The organism is Pseudodesulfovibrio sp. S3 (assembly GCF_004025585.1).
GTDB lineage: Bacteria > Desulfobacterota > Desulfovibrionia > Desulfovibrionales > Desulfovibrionaceae > Pseudodesulfovibrio.
Window position 1 is genome coordinate 116009 of sequence record NZ_QTZO01000006.1, and the last position, 22015, is coordinate 138023.

The window sequence follows — 22015 nt, forward strand, 5'->3', positions numbered from 1 at the left end:
TTGGTTCAAGAGGGGGGGGCGTCTTGCCCCCCCCTTTTCATGTTAATTATCGAGCGCTGTTGTTACCGCTTTGATGCCCTCAAGGAGAGATTTTCGTTTGTTCTTACTCTTGGTCATGCTGGCAATCCTCAGAAGCAGATCCAGGGAATCTGCTGCTAATGCGTCGAGGTGCCTAGGAGAGCGTTTTTTTATCATGTCGATGTCAAGGTAGAGTTGCTTTACACTCAAAGTTTGACTTTTCTTTCCCTTAACCAGTTCCTCAATCGCGGCCTTTGTCATCTTCATGGTCCCTCCGTCAGCTTCAGTGTCGATTTGACTTTTACGAGCCATTATTGTATTATAACATATGAAAATAATAGGATTAAGTGCAACAAGCCGTGCTTGCGTATACGGCGATCTGCTCCACTCCGAAGACGGCGAAATCTTCGTCTTCAGGGATGCCATCATAACCAAGCTCGGCTTGCTGTTTCTTGTCGAATACAACAATAAACTGATATTCCTATCGCTAGAAGAAGTGGTCGAGGAAATCATCTGCAAGGAATGGAAAGAATAGTTCAGGAAGACGCCACCGGTTGTGGCCTTGCGTGCGTGGCAATGGTGGCAGGAGCGACCTATGCCGAGGTCCGTCGGGTTGCCGTGGACTTATTGGGGTTCGACACTTACGGGCCATTTTACACGCATAATTACGATCTTAGGTGTCTGCTAGCAGAGTATGGCTACACCCTGTCTCGGTATACTCCCTTTAAGTCTTATGCTCCCATTGGGCCACTGAGCATTTTGGAGATCGAGAGGACCGGGGAAAACAACCATTGGGTTCTGCTCGTAAAATGTGGACTGGATATGTTCGTGCTTGATCCTGCGCAGCATATTACGACGACAAGGCGGCGGGATTGGAATCGGCTGAAGGTCGAAAGCTATATGAATGTCAAGAGGCTGTGAGAAATGAGAAAGGGAGGCTCAAGCCTCCCTTTCTCATTAGTCGTAGATGGCGTCCAGAACGCCTTGGAGCTTGTCTTGGTGGAGCGGCACCGTGCCCAGAGGGAATTGCACGGCTATCGGCCCCCAGGCGTCGTAATCAACATAAGATAGCGAGAACGTCTCGCCGTCTGTGTTGATCGTCCATTGGAAGGTTGCGATGCTGCCCGTCGGGGCCAGCTTTTGGCAGGCTGCTTCAAGCAGAGCTTTATCCACTTCCGCGCGAGGCGCTGAGCCTTCCCCGGACACAGCTTCATGGACTTGCTGGTATTCCGGCTCAGGCAATATGGCTTCGGCAAACGGTTGGAATACGTCAGGCGTTATGCCCAGGTAAGCGGAGTTCAGGATGTTGCTGACATAATTGTCGTGTAGGGTTTGGGAAATCCTGCCGGAGAACTCAACTACTCGTACCTTTTTGTCCGTTTCAAATGCTTCCCACTTCGGGCCATCAAAGCTGGCATCAAAGGCCGGGCCAATGGTTGTGGTCGGATACCCATTCATGGTCCCGTCTTTGACGAGATCAACGTCATTCTGGAAGCATCCGGCCAGTGCCAGAAGAGCCACTACCAAGATTGGGATAAAGATAGCATTGTTTCGCTTCTGAATTATCTTCATCTTATGCCCCCTGTACTATGTAGAGGACAGCTCCGGTGATCGCGCTGGTCACGCAGAACACGATGATGGCGTTCATCCAGCTAAATGCCTGTTCGCCTACCGGAAGCTCTTTCCTGGCCTTAATTCCCGCGTAGATGTGGACGGCAATCGCCGTGAGCGGGATGAAGCTCAGTGCGCCCATGATCAGGCCCTTAACGAGCTTGCCGTACCCGGCGAAATACATACCGCCGAATAGAAGTCCCATCCAACTGAATCCTTGTTTTGGGGCTGCCCCTGCACTTGTCTCTGCCATCGCTCCTCCGTCGGGTGTGAATTGAGATTCTGCACTGGATTATGGTCAGACCGTCTATCCAAAGCTCAACCAATGTAGAGTATACTCTGTAGTAGTATAATCAACAAGTCAAGCACTGTGCGAGGTACTGAAAAAGGAGTTTCATGTGCCTACAAAGAGCTTGAATGATTACTCGGAAGCAGAGCGGACCCTGATGGCTGAATTTGGCGAGAGGGTACGCGTATTGAGGGAAAAGGCCGGCCTGTCTCAGGAGGGGCTAGCGGAAGAAGCTGACGCACACAGGACGTATGTCAGCGGTCTAGAACGGGGAAGGCAGAACATTTCCCTGCTGACGATGAAGAAGTTGGCAGAGGCGTTGTCGGTTGAAATGGTGGAGTTGGTTTCCGGCCTCTAGGGGCCTCGGCTCTAGCTCAAAATGAGTTCCGCTAGGGGTTGGTTCGCCTCCGGCAGTAAATCGGCGTAGAGGCTGGTCATGTTCAGGCTAGCGTGGCCGAGTTGTTTTTGGACGAATCTCAAGCTGTTCGTCTTGGCTAGTAAGTGTGTGGCGTATGTGTGTCGAGCGCAATGAATGGAATAGTGATCAGGTAGCCCTGCGGCTTTGACTGCGTTTTTGAAAGAAATGCTGAGTGCTGTAGGGGTGAAGTGCTTTCCTGCACGTCCAGCGAACAGAGGGGCGTGGTTATCTGTATCCTGGCCCCACTTCTCTTTTAGCCGGATAAAGCTGTCGATATGGGCAGCAAGCTTCGTATCGAAGTAGACCACCCTCGGTTTTCCCCGTTTTCCCTTCTTGACGAATAGCGCCCGCTCTGCATTGTACTGCTGTACGTCTTTGACCCTCAGGGCCGCGATCTCGTGCACACGTAGTCCGGTTCTGAGAGCCAAATGCACAAGCATATACCGGACGGGCCAAGTGGTCCGTTTGCGGATCAAATCTGCTTCAGCGCGGGTTATGCAGCATTGGAGAATTTGACCGATTTCGGCCAGCGAAAAGAACTTTTGCCGATTGACTAAATATTCTGATGTTTTCATATAAAAGCATAGCAAATTTTTATGATAATGTCAATTTTCATAAAATTTTGCTTTACAGATAGTCTTTATGGAAGAGAAAAATCATTTCATTGGCTATATGGCAGCAACTACTGCCTCTCTGAGCAAATCTCTTTTTACTAAGCTTTTGCAATCAACTATCTTGATGTGCCCAGAGTTAGAGGCGATTAGTTTAGCTGTCGATGATATGTCTACAAAAGATATAGTCGCTGAAGCAATAGTATATTTTTGAAAGTAATCTTTTGCATTGTTACGTACATCGCTTGAACTTTTAATAATCATTTCAGCTTGAGTGTCATTTGATAGGCTTATGTCTTTGCACTTAATGATTCTTACTCGTATTCTTATGCCTATATTTTCAAAATAAGTAATTAATCGTGGTATGTTCATTAACTGTTGTGCAATTTCTGTTTCATAGTTAGTTATTTTCCCTAGATGGTTTATAAGCCCAAGAAGCTTGCGTGGTGGATCGTATATTTCAATAAAGCCGTAGTCGTTTCGTATCTGAAAAGTGGTATGAACAAATGTTTCAATCGGAATAGTTGTTATATTCCCATTGTAATCTACAACACTTTCTATCATATGAATTTTTTCAGTGAACTTTGCCTCAATAACATTCTTATTAAGTTCATATAAGGTGAACCCTTGATCTTCGCTATTAGAAAATTTATGAAGAAGGATTGCGTTTCCTATCTCCTCAAGGCTTCGTTGGCTGCGAAATGATAGCCATCTATATGATTGGCTTTGCATTGTGTTGCTCTTCTCGTATTGAGGAATACACCCTTTGGGCAGTATTTTCGATTAGTCGAAGATATTGAGTTTTTTCGTGTGGTTTTAGTTGTTTGCGGTTTTGAGTGTACCCCTGGTCTAGTCCCGTATATACGCCGAGTACATTGTATCTAAAATGGGTACAGTCTTTGGCGTTGTGAAATTGAGCTTCAAACTCAAGCTTACTTCTTGGAGTTGATTGCTTCTCTGCGGTCCACCTAATGCTGGTGATGTAAAAGCCGCTTTGAGCTAGGGATTGAAATTCTTTTGAGGAGAGAAGAGACTCGCCTTTAAGTATCGCGTTCTCCACTATTCCGACTAGCTCCTGTTCTGCTGCGGAGTAATCATCATCGGAGGAAGCGTCATCATCCGTTGTGTTTGTTGTGTCAGCGTGGTTGACGTTAATTTTGGTAACTCCGTGCAACTTGTAGCCTTCGATGCTGGATATCAGACGTTTGAAAAAATCGGAGCGTATTTCGTGAGAAGGAATGCCAGAAAAATCGAGGGATTCTTTTTCCATAGGACCCGTTTTCTGCTGTTCAATTTTGTCAATGATTGTATCAACAATATCATGTACTCGGTCATTTGCAGGATGGCGTATTTTAGTTTTTCCATCTACTATCTCTATCTCAATCTTTGCTTCTTTATGAGTCCTCTGTCGAAGTCTTGTCATCGATCTGTCAATTTCTGTGTATTGGACGTCAATGATGACTTTATTGTCTATGATCGCCATAGAATATGCTTCATTATTATTGTCGCGTGCTAATTTCAGAGATTCAAACGCATTGTCGATCTCTTCTTTCTTTACCACTTCACTCAAAGATGTCGATGCCGTTTTTTCTGATCTTGCTGATGAGGAAACGGTTTCTATAAGATGGGTATAGTCATTATAGTCATGTGGCAATGATGAAATATAATCTACCAGATGCTCTCTATTAGCTTCTTCCGACACAATAATTCCTCTTCCTCTCAGTATCTCAACCAAAAGGTTGATTGTAACTCTTTTTTTTGTTGAGTATAGAGCGTCATAAATATCTGCATCTGACGCATAAAATAAAGAATTATTATTCATACCGCATCCCTATCTCTACTGTTGAGTAGCTTGTAACAATATTAGTTATTCTGCGTAACGAAATAGACTTTATTTTTTGTGCGAAAAAATCATCATTTCTCATGCTAATATAATCTTTAACCGCATTTTCAAACATTACATTTGCAATAGGTGATGCGTTTGGTAAGTTGATCATTATTTTTTTAGATTCGTTTAATAGTTGGTAAGTGCATAAATAATCAATTAGATAAATAAACTCTTCCTTCGTATTCCCAGGAGTTCTCATGTAAACGGATATTCCAAATCCTTTTGATGCATCTCCGTCAATATTGTAGCGCATTATTTGCCATGGGCCTGTCAGCATCTCCAGCGTTGCCGGGTGGCTAACAGGGGCGTGCGCGTGTTTGAGTCTTGAGGTGGTAGGGTAGTAAAATGAACAGTTTTGGCTATCAGGTATCTTGGTGCAGTCCTCTGCGCCTCTCAGGGTTGCAATGTCATTGGTGACAGTTTTTAGGTAACAAATGTCGTAGGGGGAGAGCACGAAAATTTTATTTTTAGGTGCTATATTAACTCGTCGCATTGCCTTGTCGAGCAATTGACCAAATTCTAAGTCGTACCCTCCGTCATGGTTATATATGAAGAGAAGCCCAAAAACTTCATAGTTTTCAGGCGGAGCGTACAGTGTTTGCCATTCGCCACTTACCTTTGCGCACTCGATAGCCATGTCTAGGCTTTGGATCGCTCCGCAAATCTGGTCCCGTGTGATCGATCCTTTTTTGTAGCTTTTGAGATCGGTATTTATACAGGATATACTGTTTCGGTATGGCTCAATATAATGAAAAACTACATCACTAGGATGTGTTTTTTTACTGTGCTTTTGGGGGCAAACGCATTTCCAGTCTACATTCATCGGTCCTTTAGTAGTCCACTTGAATTGCTTAAAAATATGGCTAGAAATGTCCTCTGCCATTATTGCAATATTAGCTGTTTCACTCATTGTGCATCCCGTTTATTCTCATTTAAATTTGTGTGTGTAATGTCAGTCTGTTGATTTGAATTGTTTGCAAGTGTGCTGAGACGAAGAGTCCAATTTTATTAAATATATATCCTGTTTTTAGTATTTTGTAAATGAGATATCGAGAATAGAGTTGGAGGTTTAGAGGTTTTGACAAGTATGGATGTTGAGTTTATCTCGCTGAATTATTTAGAGTATTGCGTAATATTCGTTACAGTTTAGCAAGAGGCCAAATTGGTACTCAAGGTCTTTGTTGAAGTGATTAAAAATTTTCCGTAAGCTAATAAGTTATGAAGCTCAAAATAGAAGAAAATAGTTCTGCGGATTATATTTCGGCCCGAATTAAGAGCACGATCTTGTATCCAAAAACAACAAAAGCTAATGACAAGCTTTCCCGAGACGAAGAACAGTCTAGAGGGCGAGAGAGAGCATTTTGGTCGTTTTATTTGGGCAGCTTGTCAGACGATGATGTTATGAAAATTATGACTCCAAGCCTTGTGAGGTTTTTAAATGAGAGTGATTCGTTGGACAGCTATAATAAAAAGTGGGATGCGTGCAAAAAAAAGATATATACAGTCTACTCTTTGATGAGGTTGATATACTCCGGAACATATTATCAGGGTCAGCCGATGAGCTATTTGGCAGCTGTTGAGAAGTATGTTGATCGCGCAATACATGAGTATGTGAGTGCCCCAGAGCTCGTTGAAAGTGGTGTTTTTGGCAACGAGACCTGTGATGAGCTTGCAAGAATACCAGAAGATAGGAAATATAAGATCAATACTAGCTCAGTAAAAAATCATTGGAACGAATTGCGAGAAGTGGCTCATATCTGCACAGCTTGGTATTCAGTGAAGCCAGGTGGCGCTGAGAGCAATTCAGAACGCCGTGTTCGACTGCTGGAGGTGCTGAGGCTAGCGAGTGCGCTGTATGATTTCGGAACCAAGCATGTTGTTCCCAAGAGTCGTGGAGCGCTCCTTGATCCAGCAACGACATGGACTCTCCCTGATAGCTTTGACAGCTTTGGCCTTTGGGATGATGCGCTTATTTTGCTAAGCCGCTCAGACTTCGAGTTTTATTCCGTCAATTGTTTTTTCCTTGATCAGATGGAAGGGCTTGATTGAACAGAATCGTCTGGACTAATTCAGATTAACTTTTTTTAGTACTTTCCTCCTTGCCTTATCGTTAAGGCATGAAGGACGGACATCCCACTTATACACGCATAGAGCGGAGCCATTGGCTCAAGATGGGACAGGCAATGAGTATGCTCAATGTCTGCCGTGATACCATGCGCTCTTATTGTGTGCAGGGGCTTGTCCGAGCGGAAAAGCTTCCGTCTGGTCATTGGCGAATAGAGCAAGGGAGCATTGAGCAACTCTTGCAATGCAGAGATGAGTTGATTGTTGAACACTTGCGGAGACTTATGCTATGAAAGTAGGCATAATGGGACTCCGTAAGCCCTTTAAAAGAGGTAACAAGTGGTACTATGAAATCAACCGGAAACGGATGAGCCTTCGTACCTCGAAAAAGTCTGAAGCCATGCAGCTCTTTGCTGAGATTGTCCGGCTATATCAATCCGGTCGTCTTGAAGAGCTGAAGCAAGAGGAATGCAAGGTTTCTCTTGGGCAGTTTGAAGACGAATACCTTGTTTGGGCTGAGTCTACCCAAGAGCCGAAGACATTTCAGGCCAACCGGCTTGCGCTGCGTAAGCTGCTAGAGGTTGAGAAGCGTTCGGTTCAGTTGGAGGGCTTAGGGTTCAGGTCGTTGGACAACCTCGTTGCCAAGTGTAAGGGCAATAGTCTGAAGTCAACGACAATCAATAACTACATCCGGCACATTCGAGCTGTCTTCAACAAGGCCGTTGATTGGGATTACGTGAAAGAGAATCCCTTCAAAGGCTACAAAGAGTTGAGGGCTGCCAAGCGGCCACCCGCGTTCCTTTCCGCACAGGAATGCACGAATCTCATCAAATCCATAGAGGATACAGAACTTCGCCGTTTTGTGATTGCTTTGCTGTACACAGGGCGGCGCAGGGGAGAGCTGTTTGCGCTTGAATGGGCAGATATCGATTTCGAACGGGATTGCTATCTCGTTCGCAAGAGTAAGACTCATTTGGCAAAGCGTTATCCAATGCATCCTGAGTTCCGTGCAGTCCTGAAATCCTTCGATGACCGCCAGGGGCGTGTTTTTAAGCATTGGGTACACCCGGACACATTAACCGGGCTTGTGAAGCAGGCTTTGGTTGATGCCGGGCATCCTGACATGCGTTTGCACGACCTTCGACACACGTTCGCGTCGAATCTGGCGGAGGCAGGTGAATCGCTTCAGGCGATCGGTGAGCTATTGGGGCACACCGACAAACGGACTACGGAGATTTATGCTCATTTATCTGATCATCATCTCCGGGCGTCGCTGAATCGTTTGAAGCTGGATGTCTAATCGAAAGGAGAATGGTATGAAAGTCGGATTATTGGGATGTGGAGTTAAAAGTGCACGAGCAGTAGATGAAGCAGTCGCATATTATTCTCTTGGCTTCTTTGAGGACGAGAGTCAATTTGATGTGTTGTGTTGGCCACAAAGCGGATTAAGAATTGATATGTTCGAACGGCTAGTCATCGTCGTAGACATCTTTGATTATGGTAGTTGCGTTATGGGAATTAGAAAGACACGAGACATAAAATCGTTATCGTATTCAAATGTAATTTTGTTTTTTTTACACCCAGAGGCGATGTTAGATCTGTTTGATGAGGATCGATTTCAGGACGACCTTGACGTCGATTATGATCCCGGAAATCCTCCTGAATATAGGCATCTTGATGCATTGCGAAATGGCCTTTTGGGGGTGAGATTCGAATATTGCTATGAGTCTTTTGGAGGGGGAAACGGACGGGATATCTTGGCAAATGCGCTTATCAAGTATCTTGATAGTCTTCAGGACTATTACGAGATGCTTGGTTCTGAGGGCTAACGACAATGAAAGAAGGTCAAGTGCGTACAAAATGCGTACAGTTGCCATGTTAATCAAATGAAGAAAAGCCCCTCGGTGACATAACTCACTGAGGGGCTTAGCTTTTCCTGGAGCCAGGAGTCGGAGTTGAACCGATGACCTATTGATTGCGAAATGGAATATGACCATAATGATAGCCGGTTGGTTTGTAGTTCGAATTGACATAACTCCTGAGTGGGATCAACTTAGATTAATTGTAACTATCGTCCTGTTTCTGAACATTCCAGACGTTAGCCCCTGTGACAATCCCTGTGGCTGGTTTCAGGCATTGGAGAAATTGATATTTGCCGAAAGAGGTAGTTATGTTTGTTAAACGATATTTGTCGAAGTATTTGTTGCTTTCCGTACTGTTGCTTTTCGTTTGTCTGATCGCGGCCTGCGCGACGCATCCGTTGGGTATGAGCGACGAGGAGTGGAGTCAACTTACTCCAGAGCAAAGACTTGAAGCTCGAAAGCAGGACGAACAGATCAAGCTTGAACGCGAGAGGATTCGGCTGGAAGAGAAGCAGCAAAGGGAAGAGGCGGAGTTGCGCCAGGATATAGCTGACGGGATGATCCTCTCCTTCCGTCCGGAGAGGGCTTACTGCATGGGTGGAGACAAGTGCGGCCGGGATTCCTTTGGCGAACTCATCCTTTCCATGAAGCGGATGGCCGAGGTGGATAAGGTCTTGTTCCTGGCAGACGACAACATCGGGTCAAAGCGCGACGGCAAGGTTTTGGTATACGCCGACGACGCGCTCGTCGCCGCCGACATAGACGTAAAAGCCTACGGTGAGTGGCACCAAATTCTCGTGGGCCGTCCTGCCCGAAACATTACCCTGCGAGCCCAGGGAGACGACGAGGTGAACATTCACCAGGTCAAGGTGTTTGGTAGCTGGATCGATGGGAATGCCAACTACCTGATCGTGAGGTAATCGAAGTCGTCGGTCACCTTGCGATTAGTACGTGATGATTTGTGCCCGTCAGTGCAGACGGATGCCTTGGATGAAGACCGGATTTCGGGCGTCGAATCGAATCCTAAGTTGCCTGGGAGCGGCAAGTCCGATTCGATGTGAGGAGTTTGTTTTCTCCTTTTGTTCGTACGCCCTGACGTATTCCCAGTTCCCTTTGTCATTGACCCGCTGGTCCAACCAGAAGTGCAATGGGCCACTTCCGCAGGTTTCGCTTTGTTGGATTTCAATGCTGTCGATCATTCCGGGTTTGTTGACGCTGAGGATCAACTCTACCGTCTTTTTGCCTTCATTTGCCATAGCGCCCCAACAGCCGGTCTGTTGAAGGGTGGAAGCTCCGAGATCACCGTCAATAGGGGCATAGGAAGTGTATTCGATGCGATAAGGGATTCCCTCAGAGGTTGTCTGTGCAATTGGTGATCCTTCTTCCTTGGCTTTTATCCTGTTGAATTGCTCCTTGATGTAGTCAAAACGCAGGGTGCGCAGAACGCCTGTGTCGGGATTGATCCGCAAAACCATCGCCACTGGGATAATCTGGCCATGTATCTCGGTAACAACCGGGGAGCCGCTGATCCCCTTGCGGAATGCTCCCCCGGGTAATGTTCCAACGGGTTTGAAGTCGATGACCGCTCCCCCGAAGGAATCGACGGAGTGGCGGGCCAGGGTCAGGGGAAGACCGCCTGCGCTGGTCTGGAACATCGATACAATGAGAAATCCTTGGGCCTTCAGCATTGCGGCTTGGTATCCCATGGAGGAGAGTCCTAATCGAGATTTGCACTCTCCGTCGGGACGTCCGATGACCACCCGCGCGAATGCCAGGTCCTGACCCTCTTTGTCAGCAAGTGTATCCTTGGGATTGTCGCTACAGGGTATTGGCTTGGCGCATTCGCCAGACACGCCTAGTCCGTCCACGAAGTAGAATGGCTCCAACGCGCCTGTCTCAGGGGATGCCACGACATGGGCCGGGGTGACAATCCAACTTTGCCCATCCTGCGGAGCGCCGAACAACCAGCCGTGGCCCTCCTGTCCGCTCCGGGCTCGGATGAGCACCGGTTCCGCCGACACTGTCTGGCAAAGGCTACCGAAGCTGGAAAAGACGACGCAGATGCTGAGTAAAAGGCTTGAGAATGTTTTTGACATTGTCGAAGGTCTCTCTTTTCCGGCGGGACCGACTGCCCCACATGCTGATGAGTACTTGGAGGGTTCCGAAGAAAAGCACGACCCATTGGAAGACCGGGTCGGAGATAGCTTGGGTCAGGACGCTAAGGGCAAATGTTTCGGACTCACCCGTTGAGCCCATGCGGTACAGGCGCAAGTTTGATGAAACTGTTGTCGCGGAAATGTCGAACCCTTCAGGGGTGATCTGAGCAATGCCGAACCAGGGGCTGGCAGCCGTGGGGGAATGGGGAATAAGGGTGTCTCCGGATGAGAGTCGTCCTCCTGCCGGGAGAGGGATGTTGCCCCCAGGCACTGGGTACAGATCATTTTTGTAGGGCCAAAACCGCCCTCTACCGAAAACGTTGATGTTGCCTTTGGACATGATCGGGCGTGAAAAGGCTCCTTTGCCTTGGGGGACGGCTTGTACTCCGTATTCCTGGCCGATTTCTGTCGGCCCGGCAATGGGGAGCCGCTGTAATGTCCCCTGACTCATGTTTACGACGAACATCGCTCGCGTCGACAACTCATGTTGCCTGCCGTCTGGGAGTTTGACCGTCCCGGCGCTCTTGTCGCCGCCGTCGACAACAATGGAGACCCTTCCGTCAGCGTATCGATAGCAGACAATACTATCCTTGGTCGGTTCCAGAAGACCGGTGAACAGAGGCCTGCCTTCTTCGTCTTTCAGAGTGGTGAAACCGGCGTCGGTTGAGCGGACTTGGGCTTCTATCAAAGGGATGGCTGCCACTTCAGCCCTCGACACGCGATAGGTCAAGACCTCCGTTGTCGCGGAAATGACGACGTACGGGTCGGTGGGCGAGATCTGTATGAACAGCAAGAGCGACAGGATGCCCAACAGGGCAAGATACTTCAGTGTTCTGAGTATGCACATTGCTTGCGAGGCGTTCAGGGACATGCGGATGATGGGCCGGAGGGGGCCGTGCGGTTAGGGCAGCAGCAAGGAAAAATGTATGCTTTCCTCGCCGAAGCCGTCGTCCAGGATGATCAATACGGATTTGACGCCGGGCGTGTATGTCGCGAGGTCCCCCTTGCAGACAGTGTCGTAGGCGATTCTCGCCCCGTCCTTGACGTTCTGGCAAAGGAACGTGGAGCCAGCCTCGTTCATGGTCATTTTGCTGAACCTCCCTCCCGAATTGACTAGGACGGTCAGGGTCTTGATCTTGTCCGCATCCGGCAGCATTTGGGGCAGGTGAATTGCCTGCTGCGGGTCGGAGGTCCCCTCTTTGGGGATGAATGCGTTCAAAGCAAAGGCGGACATCTTGTATTTGGAAAGGGCTTCAGCGTATTTCAAGCTCACGGGAGTGAGCAGGACTGTGCCTTTTGGGTCACCACTGCCCGTTTTCCTGTACACGTTGTTCGCGGAATAACGCCCGTCCTGCGTGACGATCCGGACGCAAACGCTGTCTCCCGAGAAGGACGGGAGCCGCACGTTCTCGACATCCACATCCCCATCCAGGCGCCCTAGACTAATGCCCACAATGGCGCCGCCAGAAACCGGGACTTCGGGGTCATAATTTTCATGGAACCGAGTGCTGTCCGCACTCAGTATGCCGCCTTCTTGGGCGAATACTACGGGAACCCCGAACAAAAACATAAGTAGGATTAGTCCCAATGGGATCCAATCGAAGGCGGAACAGCGACAATATGAGGGTATTCTATTGCTCATAGGGGCTTATCGCGAGGTTACCATAGCTTTGCAGTTATTGGATAAACTGGCCCACTACTGGGCTGGTACGTGCCTTTAAGAACACCACCAGCTTCAAGTTTGAGGGAAATCGATGACTCATAGCTGTTACGGTCAATGGAAGATCGACCAACCCAATTGATTCTGTCTCCAGTTATTGTTGCTGTCCCTTTGAAGTCGTCATTTTTAGAGCTTTGTTTAGCCAAAGAAAACCATATCGACTGTGAAGACGGTACGGTAGCTTCCGTAATAATAAAAGATAGCCCATTCTTAATAGTATTATATCCGCTAAATTCGTTTCGATTTTTGTCAATGACGCTTTGGATTTCGTCTTTGTTGTCGCCTGCTCTTTGTAACTTGGCTTGCATTTCAACTGGCAGTTCGACTGTGAACGTTATTTGCTTCAACGATGCTATAGCAGCCCTCAAGCCCAGGTTTTTAATATCTGCATTGTCGCTCTCCACGGCGCACCGGATGCATATTCTCTGGATGGAGACATCACCGCTGGAAATGGCGTTTTCGATGTATGCCAACCGGAGGTCCGGGTCCGGGTCGTTGCAGTTCTCCCGCCACTGAACCAGTTCTCCCGCCCGCTCTTGGGCGGTCCCGGCTTTGACTTCAAGAGGAGAAAGGACAACAGCGGCAAGAATGAGCAAGAGGCAAATACTGGCAGGTTTCATTTGAGCTCCTATGCTTCGAAAGCATCGGTATTATGTTGACTCTATTGGTGAAGAAATACTTAGTTCCGGGTCTGAAGACAATAGGAAAATTATAAATTCATCTTTGCTTCTGATGCTGGCGCATTCGAGTTTCAAGGCCATCCGAATAGAGAAACTGATTGCAGCGGATGAATCGTCCTACCAATCAGCTCGGCTACGGTCGAAAAATGGTACGGCGAAGGGTGTTCGACGTTGGCACAGAAGAACGATGGATGCTGAGATGATGTTTCCGGCAGTTGCGTACAATTTGCGTACAGCCGCCACTTCTGTCGAATAAAGAAAAGCCTTACAGTGAAATAACTCACTGTAAGGCTTTAGCTTTCCTGGAGCCAGAACGGGGAGTTGAACCCCGGACCTACTGATTACGAATAAGTCGCGGGATGGCTTAAATAAAGGGTTTCCGGGGGAGAGGGACCCGATAGGGACCTTGCGAGTCTGGCGAGGCTTGTTTTGTGCAACGCCGATTTTACCCCTCATAGAAGCCCTTAACCCGCGTGGGATATGGGAAAAAACACCATTAAAACACTGCCATGCAGAGTGGCCTTTCCCCTTGTTTGAAAAGTCGGAGCGTTTCAAAAAAACGCGGGAACCCGCACAGCCATTGTGACAAACTGATTATCAGTCAGTATGTCTAGTCCCTGTCAGCGTTGCGCGGAGCTGCACATCATTGCAAGACGTGCAAAGAGGGTGATGGTTTTAACATCCTACAACCCCAACGTTCTCCGGGGTGTTTTGCGTATTCTTGAACTTGCGCAAAAATCGGACGAAAAAGCTCGAAAGCGGGAGCGGAGGAGTGATTTTTCTGGGGTGGTGGGTTTGTTGTGGACCGATGGAGTGTGGATCTATTTTGATTTGAATGGTTGCAGTTGAATTTGTGATCTTATACCGTTTCTCAAATTAATTGGGAGGCGTTCAGTGGGCTGTTGCAAATGTGAAGAACATAAGTGGGATGATCCGCAACCTGTTGTTTATACGGATCCAGAGGATGGCAAAGAGTATTGCTTGTTTCATGCCCCGGCGGAGCACAAGGGGTTGTCCGTCGTTGATTTTAATCAACAAGTATATGCAATAATTGAAGTAGCTACTGATACAGGGAAGAGCTGTAATTTGTCAGGTGTTATATTCCCTGGGGATATAAGTTTTTCAAGGTTCAAGATAGAAAATCCATTGCCTGAAATAGACTTTGAAAAATCTATTTTTGAAGGCAACACTCGTTTTAATTCAACATTTTTTAGCGAAAATGTTTTTTTTAAAAGTATTACTGCTGTGAAAAAAATTCAATTCACATCAGCAACTTGTTTGGGAGATTTTTATCTTGATAACGCAACATTCTGTAGCGAGGCTTACTTTGATAAAGTTGAATTTCATGGCTTGTGCAACATGCGAAAAGTGCTTTTTAAAAGTTCAGTATATTGGTGTAACTCTACATTCAGAGAGAAGACTATAGTTAATGAATCGAAATTTAAATCATATTGTTTTTTAAATGAAGTACTATTCTGTAAATCCGTTTCTTTTAGCAAGAATGAATTTGATAATGCTAACTTTAAATCAGCCACATTAAATGGCAAAACTAGTTTCAATGAAACAATTTTTATGGGGCATGCGTTGTTCGATCACACCGGTTTTAATAGCGATGTCGAGTTTACAAATACTAATTTCAAAAAGTTAGCATTTTTCAATCGAACAGAGTTTGCTAAGAAAGTGTCTTTTTTTTGGAGTCGTTTTTGTGACAAAACAGTTTTCAGTAAAGTTAAATTTAAATCTGTTGTATGCTTTGATAACGTAGAATTCGATAAGTATGTTGAGTTCGTATATATTGTTTGTCCAAAAGGGATGAAGTTTAATACAGTTTTTTTCAAACAAGCACTCATGACAATGAAAACTTCTGTGCCTAGCTTGCATTTTGTTCAATGCACAAATGGGAAAGTTGGCTTAACTCTCCTTGGGATTGAACTTAAAGAATGTTTTTTCCTTTATTCTGACATGACAAATGTACATTTTTTGAAGTCGTATTGGTCCATTAAGGATGGGCGTTACCATATTAGTAGTGAAGATTCTGATAATCCAGAATGGCAGGCTATTCGTGATTTTTATCAGTCTATGAAACGGAAGTACAAAGCCGAGAACAACGAATACGAGGCTTCCAAGTGGCATATTGCGGAGAAAGAGGCGCAGTTGAAGTTGTTGCGGCAGAATGGGGAATCCAGGCTTCTTTGTTTTGCCCTGTGGCTGTACAAGCTGGTGAGCGGATTCGGGGAAAATCCTGTTCGCGCCTTTTGGGTGCTTCTGGGGCTTATTGTGTTGCCACTGTTGGTGCTGCTTGTGGGGGCCTGCATGGATGTTCAGATAGATTTCTTCGGGTGGACCTTTTACTCCTCGCCTACGGCCGATGTCATCGGCGAGTGGCTCAAGTTCATCCCCTTGACTCGGGCCATAAAAGGAACCGAGCCCAGCGCGTTGCGCGCCCTTATGTTCCTCTGGCAACTCCTCATTACCGTCCAGGCCGCTCTGTTTGCTTTTGCCTTGCGGAATAGATTCCGGAGGTAGATTTCATTATAGTTCTGCAATCAGCGTGCAATTGACTAGCGGCAGGTCAATATGACCTGCCGCTAGTCTTTTAACCAATACATTATTCTTTTGGAAATGTGATTGGTGTCTTTAACATTTGAGCAATAAAGCGATAAACTGAGTTCGAATCGCTGTCGACGTTGTTGTATATCCCTATAACGCGCGGATGAACGTACCGTTTATCAAGATCATACATTTTTGCTTTTATGGAAGCGAGTGCCATTATTGCATTTTGTATTGAGGATCTACTAATCTCAACAGGCATTGGGATTATGTCACTTATTCCTGGGCCACTTAGCCCCAATGTTTGAATAACCAAAGTTCCACTTATTTTTTTTGCTTCAGCAGCAGCGCCAATTCCGAACAATCCGCCAAGATCGACTCCTGACTCGAAAGCCTGAATATATGCGGAAAGACGAACTCCAACACCAACGTATGCCGGTACTAGCAAATCCGTTTTCTTAGATGCTTTATTTTGTGGTGATATAATTGAGAGTGACTTCGTTGTTATACCATCAAGAGTTTGTTCTTGTACGGAAGTCTCAATAAAATCTGTTTCAAATTTAATATAATCAAGAATGACTACATACCTGCTGCCCTTAACACTTGCTGAGGCTACAGTGTATGATACACTAGCACCGGCGGTTAACTCGCCAATTGCAAGACGCATGGTTTCATCCGGTAAGTTTTCTAATATTTCCTGTGGTTTACACGTTACGTTGATCGGCAGCGGATCCAATGGGTAATAACCATATGATTTTTTGGTATTCAGAAGGGCAATCTGCTCGGCTGTCAGCGTTGTTTCATTTGCCACATCTGCTGTGTTTTTCCCCCACTTGCCGTTGCAGCCGACGATCATGAACAGGACGAACACTAAAAATGCTGTCTTTTTCATGCTTAACTCCTTATAATTAGTTGATAAAATTATAATAAGGCTCAACGTGTTGTTTATTATGTTATGCTATATAAAAAACCGAACTTTGATGTATTATAATTTAGTATTTGCCCTACGGAACAACTTCCGCCGCTAGGCCCATCCCCATAAATCAAAAGCCCCCGGCAGCATTCCGCTGCCGGGGGCTTATTTTAGGCTTCTCGGTCTATTTTGGGTGGGGCGTGTTTTGGGAGTAGCGGCTGCATGGCCATGGTGGATTCTTCGACGACTTGGGAGAGCACGTAGAGGGTGCTGGTCAGGTCTTTGGCCGTGGCTGTCTCGGAGAGGATGGACAGTTCCTCCAGGGCGTAGCCGATGCTTTGGAGGCGGCAGAGCGCCTTGCGCGGGGTCAGTCTGGGGTCGGCTCTGGCGGTCATAGTGCCGCCCCCTTGTTGGGGTGGGGTCGCGCTGCTGTGGCCGAGGCGTGAGGGTGGGGCGTGTGTGCCATGGGGCATCTCCTTGAGTTGTGACTAAGACTCCTTGCGAAATGCAAGATGCCGGGTGGTTAGTCACAGCTCAAGGAACTGTTGGCGTATTCCCCCGAAGGGTATTGTATTAGGCCACCACCCGGCATAATAAATTATGCACTTCTGCCCCCTCGTCGGGCGCAAAAAAACCACTACTCACGGGTGTGGCTGCCGCCTTGAATGGTGTGACTAAACACCGTTAAGGCATTAGGCCATACCGGGCGTGCTGTTGTCAAGAACCAGTGATTCCGATTGCTCCCAGGAATTCTTCAATGGTGACGATTTCAACTCCCTGGAATTCTGCTTGTTCAATTTTTGATGGGCCAGGTTCAGGTCCGCAACAAAGGAAGTCTAGTCTCTTTGTGACGGCATCCCGCACGAGATATCCGTTCATCCTCGCAATCTCTTGCAGCATTGCCTTCTCTTTTCCGCGTCCAAAGCCAGTAAAGCAAATTTCAGGGACATAGAATTCCTTTCTGAAATGGGCAGGCAACTTACAAATGACCTCCCACGCTTCTAGTTCTGAAAGATTTGCATATTCTTCCTCCGCAAGTCCTGTTTCAGCCAGGATCATGCGCGCTCTACTCTCGGCCATAATCTCCTCCAAATTTAGATTATGGCCTGCCCGGTAGCATGTTTTTTGTTGCAGTGGGGAAACTGGTATGTCGAGTTTTTTGGCAAGGCTTGTTCGCTTGTCGTTTTTCCTCTATGCCTTTGATGAATTCTATAATGGAGGCTTCATAATGAACTGCAGAAAGACTTTGTGCGCTTGGGCTAAGGACAATATGGTTAAGCTGGCTTGGATAGCTGTCGGCTTGGGAGTGTTGGTCCTAGTGGGGTACCTGGCCCTTGCTGCGGCCGGGGGTGAGTTGTTCGGCGCTGCCCTTGATCTCGACAAGTCCGCTCACATCGGCACCTTTGTGGGCGGCACAGTCGGCGCGCTTTGGGCCTTGGCCGGGGTGTTCTTTTTTTTCGCGGCGTTGCAGCTTCAGCGCGAAGAGCTGGAAGCGACGAGGAAAGCCTTTGAAAGGCAGGCGTTCGAGACGACATTTTTTAATATTATAGCGTATAAAAATGAAGTTCAAAAACAAAGACATATAAATAAGAATGGATCGGGAATTACGAACATAGAGCATACGCATCAGTTGCTCGCTGATTTTAATGTAAGTGATATATTTGAAATCGGAACATATGAAGAAGTCTTTGATTTTTTAAATATTGTTAAGTCAGCCCTATGGGTATTGGATGATTATTTGTCACGGGACGGTGTCAATGCTGTCGAGAAGGAAAAATATAAAAAAGATTATATGCATATTTTAGTGAATACAACTACACAAAAAGGCCGTGTTGTCTTTTTATATTATGTGTTTAAATTCGATGATGAATGCAAAAATCTGGCTTGTAATCTCGGTTTTTTTGATGGTCTACTAATGTGTAATTTCCATGGAAAAATGCCTTACACAGCCTTTACGGGTATGAACAAGCGGGACGGCCTGATTTACTACAAGCCTCCTGAATCCGAAGCCTAACCACTAATCGAACTCAACTTCCCCTTCAGCCCACCCACGGCTTCCGAATGCCCGGTGACTTCACCCTGGACGTTGCAATTGCCGACGTCGGGGTGGACGTGGTCGGCCAGATCCTGGAGGGCGCAGCGTACTTCCTCCATGAACGAGATGAGGGTGGGCAACAAGCTTACCCCGCCACTTGTTTGGCCCATGCGGATCGTCGTTGCCACCAGGTTGATGAATTGCGCTTCGATGGTCTTGGTTGTCGTGACCTGCTCGGTGGATTCGGCCCCGATTGTCGTGGTCGTGCTTCCGGCAATGTCCGAGGTGTGGTCGCCGCCGGTGGATTCTGTCCTGTCCCCGCCCACGTCCTCGGTGCGGTTGCCGTTGGTTGTCTCCTCCAGGTTGCCTTTGACCAGGGCGGTATGGTGTCGCCCGGTGACTTCGTGGCGGTCCTGGGCAGCCGTCAGGGTGAAGTCCCGCGCCGTGGTCAGGTTGATATTGTCCACGGCGGTCAGGTGTGCCGAGCCGCCGGAACGGAGACGCAGCGCGCCGAGGGCTTCCAGGATCTTGAACCCGCCGATCTCCTCCACGCTGTTCTCGCGGATGGTTCGGTGTTCGCGTGAATATTCCTCGTCATTTTCCACGGCCTCGATGTCCCGGCGCAATGATTTGTCGGTGATGGCCATGTCGGTTTTGCGCGTCCAGTTGCCGTCCTTGTCCACGGCCTGGGCTACTGCCGCCGATTGCTGCCAACGGTGTTCGCCCAGGGCGACCTGGGGCAGGCTCATGCCCTGCGGGTATATCTGGCGCACCAGCGGGTGGTCCGGCCGTCCATAGGCGAATCCGACCGTCACGATGGTTCCCGGCTCCGGGAAGCCGAACAGTCCGGCCTCCTGGCCGCAACCCATGGTGACGGGCAGGGGGACCGCCTCATAAATCGGAAAGTTCCCGTCAATCTCCAAGCTTGCGGTCAGCATTTGCAGGTCTACGCTATAGCGTGGCCTGAACCGCTCGGATGTGCCGCCGGATACCGGGGCATCGTTCACGGCCAGGACGCGCGCATATCGGTCGAGGTGCAACCCGCCGGACAGTTCCGGGAAGATCTTCAGGACAATTTTTTCAATGAGTTTTCGCATGTGGTCACCATCTTGTGTCCGGTCAGTTGTACGCCGGTGAGGTATTTCCCGTTGAGCCGAATGCCGGGGCGCAGTTGGGGCATGACCTGCGACTCCTTGCCGCCGGTGGCCGTCACTTTCGTGAAGCGTTCCTCCGGGATCGTCACCGGCCTGGTGGCCCATCGGGAGTCCTGCCAGGACCCCACGAACACGGTGCCGTCCCCTTGCTGTTGCCAGATGTAGTCCTCGATGCCGAAAATCGCGCCCAGCGAGTTGATGCCGTGGAACCCGTCGCCCAGCGTGTAGAACGCCGGGACCTGTTTCGCGGCATAGGGCTTATCCGGGACCACGAAGCGCAGGCCGGTCTGGTCGGTGTACCATTGCACCACGTCCCGCAGGGTGGGGTGGCGCAGGGCGGCGTGGAGCTGCGTGTACAGAACGCAGGTCAATTCGCGGCAGCGGAGCCGCTGCTGGTCGGTGTCCACGGTTTGGCTGTCCCGGATTACGCCGATGAAATAGGTTTGGTCCTTGTCCTGGGTCGAGTAGCCGACATCCAGGCGAACATGGCCGGTAAGCGGTGCCGCGCTCTGCACCTGGAATATGGCCCGGCCCGGCGAATAAAGCGAAAGGTGGACGTCTTCCTCCACCAGCTTGACCGCTTCGTCGTTGACGTAAAAGGTCTTGCGCAGCTTCATGCCAGGGCCTTGTCGATCGAAGCCAGAACATTTTCAAACATGCTTTTGGGTTCTTCGACCGCTTCCGCTGTCTGGGCTGTGGTTTCGGTGGCCGTGCCTTCCGAGGTCTGGGCCACGGCTTCCGGTTTCTTTTCCCGTTTTTCGACGCGCTCCGGCACAGACAGGTATTCCTTCAGGGTGAAGGATACGTCCCAAGCTTGCAGGCCGTCTTTCTCCTGGAAGGTGATATTCTCGGCAAAGCGGACCTGGCGCACGCCCACCGCGTTGGCAGTACGGTTGGTCAGGGTGTAAATCTTGCGCGAGCCGTTGCTCTTGGCTTCGCTCACGCGGCTGAGTTGGCGCAGGTGGTTCTCGTCGGCAAAGCGGATGGACAGGGACACGGATACCTTTTTCGCCTTGGTCCCCTTGTCCACTTCATCGGTCCCGCTCGTTTCGCCGGAGGCATCGGACGCCTTGATGTCCATGCTCACGCCGACCACCATGCCGTAGCCGGGGACGTTGTAGTCGTTCAAACGCATGAAGCTCATAAGCCCAGCAGCTCCTTGATAAACGTTGTCTGCTCGTCGGTCCCGATCCAACAGCACATGGCCGCGAGTTTATAGCCCTCGACCGGGGGCAGGGCCTCGTTCAGTTGCCGGTGTATGCTATCGCGGTTCCCGGTCAGGATCTGGCCGAGTCCGGTCCCGCCCTGGATCACGTCCTGCAACGCTGTCCAGGCCGTTTCCAATTGGGTGACGTGGGCCTGCTTCTTGTCGATGAGCGCGGCCAGTTCGTCTTCCGGCCGCACGGATTCCAGGGCATACCCTTCGCCCAGGGCAACTTGCGCGCCCAAGGCCGTATCCAGGTCGGCGGCGCGCTCATGGCGGCGTGGATCCTGCTTATGCCATGCCGGATGTACCGGGCCGGTCGCCTGGATAAGCTTGTCGGTTTCCAGTGTTGCCAGCCATGCGGCCCGCCGTTCGGCAAGCTGTAACTCCGTCACCGGGAAAACCGCGTTGAACGCCTTCAGCGTGTCGGCAAAGCCCGTGTGTTCAACACCGCGCAGGAGCAAAAACACGGCCTGAAGGTCCCCGCCCGGCGGCAGGTCCATGACGTCTCCAAGTTTGTCGACCATGCCGGTGGCAGCCTGTTGCGGTGTCAGGAAGGCATAGTCCCCGCGCCGGTCGCCGGTCGGATGGATGTACGGATGGACACAGGCGAACAGGCCCCCGGTTTGCAGCAGGCCGGTCATGGCCTGCCGCAAGGCGTCGATGTTGCCCACCGTTCCCAGGACCGGATTGGTGTTGATTTTCACGCTGCCGGCCACATTGGTCAGTCGAGTTTTTCCGGCGTTCAGTTCTCCTGGCGCATTGGCCCGGCAGTCCTGAAGAGTGTCATGGGCTGCCCCCAGGGGAGAGGGCATTGTCAAAGATACAGGCGTCCACATGGG

26 protein-coding genes are annotated in these 22015 nt (G+C 48.9%); 8 read left to right on the forward strand and 18 right to left on the reverse strand.

The annotated features are described in order from the left end of the window. Nucleotides 1-42: 42 nt before the first annotated feature. A complete protein-coding gene (locus DWB63_RS08840; protein WP_128328466.1) occupies nucleotides 43-285 on the reverse strand; it encodes a hypothetical protein in 243 nt (80 codons plus the stop codon). A 61-nt stretch (nucleotides 286-346) separates the two neighbouring features. Here DWB63_RS08840 and DWB63_RS08845 point away from each other — a divergent pair, with 61 nt between their 5' ends. Further along, complete coding sequence (locus DWB63_RS08845; protein ID WP_128328467.1) at nucleotides 347-553, forward strand: hypothetical protein; 207 nt, start codon at nucleotides 347-349, stop codon at nucleotides 551-553. A gap of 422 nt (nucleotides 554-975) precedes the next feature. On the opposite strand, the gene DWB63_RS08850 is transcribed toward DWB63_RS08845, so the two are convergent. After that, nucleotides 976-1590: a hypothetical protein gene (locus DWB63_RS08850; RefSeq protein ID WP_128328468.1), complete on the reverse strand. Its 615-nt coding sequence runs from the start codon at nucleotides 1588-1590 to the stop codon at nucleotides 976-978. Between the two features lies 1 nt (nucleotide 1591). Next, entirely contained in the window at nucleotides 1592-1882 is a 291-nt protein-coding gene (locus tag DWB63_RS08855) for a hypothetical protein (protein WP_128328469.1), read from the reverse strand. Nucleotides 1883-2027: 145 nt separating this feature from the next. Between DWB63_RS08855 and DWB63_RS08860 the strand changes: the two genes are divergently transcribed. Then, complete coding sequence (locus DWB63_RS08860; RefSeq protein ID WP_241648761.1) at nucleotides 2028-2276, forward strand: helix-turn-helix transcriptional regulator; 249 nt, start codon at nucleotides 2028-2030, stop codon at nucleotides 2274-2276. Between the two features lie 11 nt (nucleotides 2277-2287). Here DWB63_RS08860 and DWB63_RS08865 read toward each other — a convergent pair whose 3' ends face one another. The 4 genes from DWB63_RS08865 to DWB63_RS08880 all read right to left on the reverse strand — a co-directional run bounded on the left by DWB63_RS08865 (nucleotide 2288) and on the right by DWB63_RS08880 (nucleotide 5745). Next, nucleotides 2288-2911: a site-specific integrase gene (locus DWB63_RS08865; RefSeq protein WP_128328470.1), complete on the reverse strand. Its 624-nt coding sequence runs from the start codon at nucleotides 2909-2911 to the stop codon at nucleotides 2288-2290. Between the two features lie 93 nt (nucleotides 2912-3004). Then, a complete protein-coding gene (locus DWB63_RS08870; protein ID WP_128328471.1) occupies nucleotides 3005-3679 on the reverse strand; it encodes a hypothetical protein in 675 nt (224 codons plus the stop codon). Continuing rightward, nucleotides 3660-4769 carry a hypothetical protein gene (locus tag DWB63_RS08875; protein ID WP_128328472.1) on the reverse strand — a complete coding sequence of 370 codons (1110 nt, stop codon included), beginning with the start codon at nucleotides 4767-4769 and terminating at the stop codon, nucleotides 3660-3662. Before DWB63_RS08875 ends, DWB63_RS08870 begins: the two co-directional genes overlap by 20 nt. Continuing rightward, nucleotides 4762-5745: a hypothetical protein gene (locus DWB63_RS08880; protein ID WP_128328473.1), complete on the reverse strand. Its 984-nt coding sequence runs from the start codon at nucleotides 5743-5745 to the stop codon at nucleotides 4762-4764. Before DWB63_RS08880 ends, DWB63_RS08875 begins: the two co-directional genes overlap by 8 nt. A 308-nt stretch (nucleotides 5746-6053) precedes the next feature. Here DWB63_RS08880 and DWB63_RS08885 point away from each other — a divergent pair, with 308 nt between their 5' ends. The 4 genes from DWB63_RS08885 to DWB63_RS08900 all read left to right on the forward strand — a co-directional run bounded on the left by DWB63_RS08885 (nucleotide 6054) and on the right by DWB63_RS08900 (nucleotide 9681). Next, on the forward strand, nucleotides 6054-6884 hold the full coding sequence (locus DWB63_RS08885) for a hypothetical protein (protein ID WP_128328474.1): 831 nt from the start codon (nucleotides 6054-6056) through the stop codon (nucleotides 6882-6884). Between the two features lie 304 nt (nucleotides 6885-7188). Continuing rightward, entirely contained in the window at nucleotides 7189-8199 is a 1011-nt protein-coding gene (locus tag DWB63_RS08890; RefSeq protein WP_128328475.1) for a site-specific integrase, read from the forward strand. Between the two features lie 16 nt (nucleotides 8200-8215). After that, nucleotides 8216-8728, forward strand: a complete 513-nt coding sequence (locus DWB63_RS08895) for a hypothetical protein (RefSeq protein WP_128328476.1) — start codon at nucleotides 8216-8218, stop codon at nucleotides 8726-8728. Nucleotides 8729-9069: 341 nt separating this feature from the next. After that, the gene (locus DWB63_RS08900) at nucleotides 9070-9681 is read left to right on the forward strand and encodes a hypothetical protein (RefSeq protein WP_128328477.1); all 612 of its coding nucleotides are present in this window, start codon (nucleotides 9070-9072) and stop codon (nucleotides 9679-9681) included. A gap of 48 nt (nucleotides 9682-9729) precedes the next feature. Here the strand turns inward: DWB63_RS08900 and DWB63_RS08905 are convergent, their stop codons facing one another. The 4 genes from DWB63_RS08905 to DWB63_RS08920 all read right to left on the reverse strand — a co-directional run bounded on the left by DWB63_RS08905 (nucleotide 9730) and on the right by DWB63_RS08920 (nucleotide 13257). Beyond that, nucleotides 9730-10467 (reverse strand): hypothetical protein, encoded by a 738-nt coding sequence (locus DWB63_RS08905; protein WP_128328478.1) that lies wholly within the window; start codon nucleotides 10465-10467, stop codon nucleotides 9730-9732. A gap of 328 nt (nucleotides 10468-10795) precedes the next feature. Then, nucleotides 10796-11764 carry a hypothetical protein gene (locus DWB63_RS08910; protein ID WP_128328479.1) on the reverse strand — a complete coding sequence of 323 codons (969 nt, stop codon included), beginning with the start codon at nucleotides 11762-11764 and terminating at the stop codon, nucleotides 10796-10798. A gap of 54 nt (nucleotides 11765-11818) precedes the next feature. Then, nucleotides 11819-12487, reverse strand: a complete 669-nt coding sequence (locus tag DWB63_RS08915) for a hypothetical protein (RefSeq protein ID WP_128328480.1) — start codon at nucleotides 12485-12487, stop codon at nucleotides 11819-11821. 89 nt (nucleotides 12488-12576) lie between these two features. Beyond that, nucleotides 12577-13257, reverse strand: a complete 681-nt coding sequence (locus DWB63_RS08920; RefSeq protein WP_128328481.1) for a hypothetical protein — start codon at nucleotides 13255-13257, stop codon at nucleotides 12577-12579. Between the two features lie 954 nt (nucleotides 13258-14211). Here DWB63_RS08920 and DWB63_RS08925 point away from each other — a divergent pair. Then, nucleotides 14212-15843, forward strand: a complete 1632-nt coding sequence (locus DWB63_RS08925; RefSeq protein ID WP_128328482.1) for a hypothetical protein — start codon at nucleotides 14212-14214, stop codon at nucleotides 15841-15843. An 82-nt stretch (nucleotides 15844-15925) separates the two neighbouring features. Here DWB63_RS08925 and DWB63_RS08930 read toward each other — a convergent pair whose 3' ends face one another. From DWB63_RS08930 to DWB63_RS08940, 3 genes are all read right to left on the reverse strand, one after another. Further along, nucleotides 15926-16759, reverse strand: a complete 834-nt coding sequence (locus tag DWB63_RS08930) for a hypothetical protein (RefSeq protein ID WP_128328483.1) — start codon at nucleotides 16757-16759, stop codon at nucleotides 15926-15928. A gap of 191 nt (nucleotides 16760-16950) precedes the next feature. Further along, a complete protein-coding gene (locus DWB63_RS08935; protein ID WP_128328484.1) occupies nucleotides 16951-17175 on the reverse strand; it encodes a hypothetical protein in 225 nt (74 codons plus the stop codon). A 322-nt stretch (nucleotides 17176-17497) separates the two neighbouring features. Continuing rightward, on the reverse strand, nucleotides 17498-17860 hold the full coding sequence (locus DWB63_RS08940) for a BRCT domain-containing protein (RefSeq protein ID WP_128328485.1): 363 nt from the start codon (nucleotides 17858-17860) through the stop codon (nucleotides 17498-17500). 67 nt (nucleotides 17861-17927) lie between these two features. On the opposite strand from DWB63_RS08940, the gene DWB63_RS08945 reads away from it, so the two are divergent. Beyond that, nucleotides 17928-18794: a hypothetical protein gene (locus tag DWB63_RS08945; RefSeq protein WP_128328486.1), complete on the forward strand. Its 867-nt coding sequence runs from the start codon at nucleotides 17928-17930 to the stop codon at nucleotides 18792-18794. Here the strand turns inward: DWB63_RS08945 and DWB63_RS08950 are convergent. The 4 genes from DWB63_RS08950 to DWB63_RS08965 are packed head-to-tail and all read right to left on the reverse strand — an operon-like array spanning nucleotide 18791 to nucleotide 22012. Next, the gene (locus DWB63_RS08950) at nucleotides 18791-19912 is read right to left on the reverse strand and encodes a hypothetical protein (RefSeq protein WP_128328487.1); all 1122 of its coding nucleotides are present in this window, start codon (nucleotides 19910-19912) and stop codon (nucleotides 18791-18793) included. The genes DWB63_RS08945 and DWB63_RS08950 overlap by 4 nt on opposite strands. Beyond that, on the reverse strand, nucleotides 19882-20586 hold the full coding sequence (locus DWB63_RS08955; RefSeq protein WP_128328488.1) for a hypothetical protein: 705 nt from the start codon (nucleotides 20584-20586) through the stop codon (nucleotides 19882-19884). Before DWB63_RS08955 ends, DWB63_RS08950 begins: the two co-directional genes overlap by 31 nt. Continuing rightward, entirely contained in the window at nucleotides 20583-21113 is a 531-nt protein-coding gene (locus DWB63_RS08960; protein ID WP_128328489.1) for a DNA-binding protein, read from the reverse strand. The genes DWB63_RS08955 and DWB63_RS08960 overlap by 4 nt, the downstream gene beginning before the upstream one ends. Continuing rightward, nucleotides 21110-22012: a hypothetical protein gene (locus tag DWB63_RS08965; protein WP_128328490.1), complete on the reverse strand. Its 903-nt coding sequence runs from the start codon at nucleotides 22010-22012 to the stop codon at nucleotides 21110-21112. The genes DWB63_RS08960 and DWB63_RS08965 overlap by 4 nt, the downstream gene beginning before the upstream one ends. Nucleotides 22013-22015 lie beyond the last annotated feature (3 nt).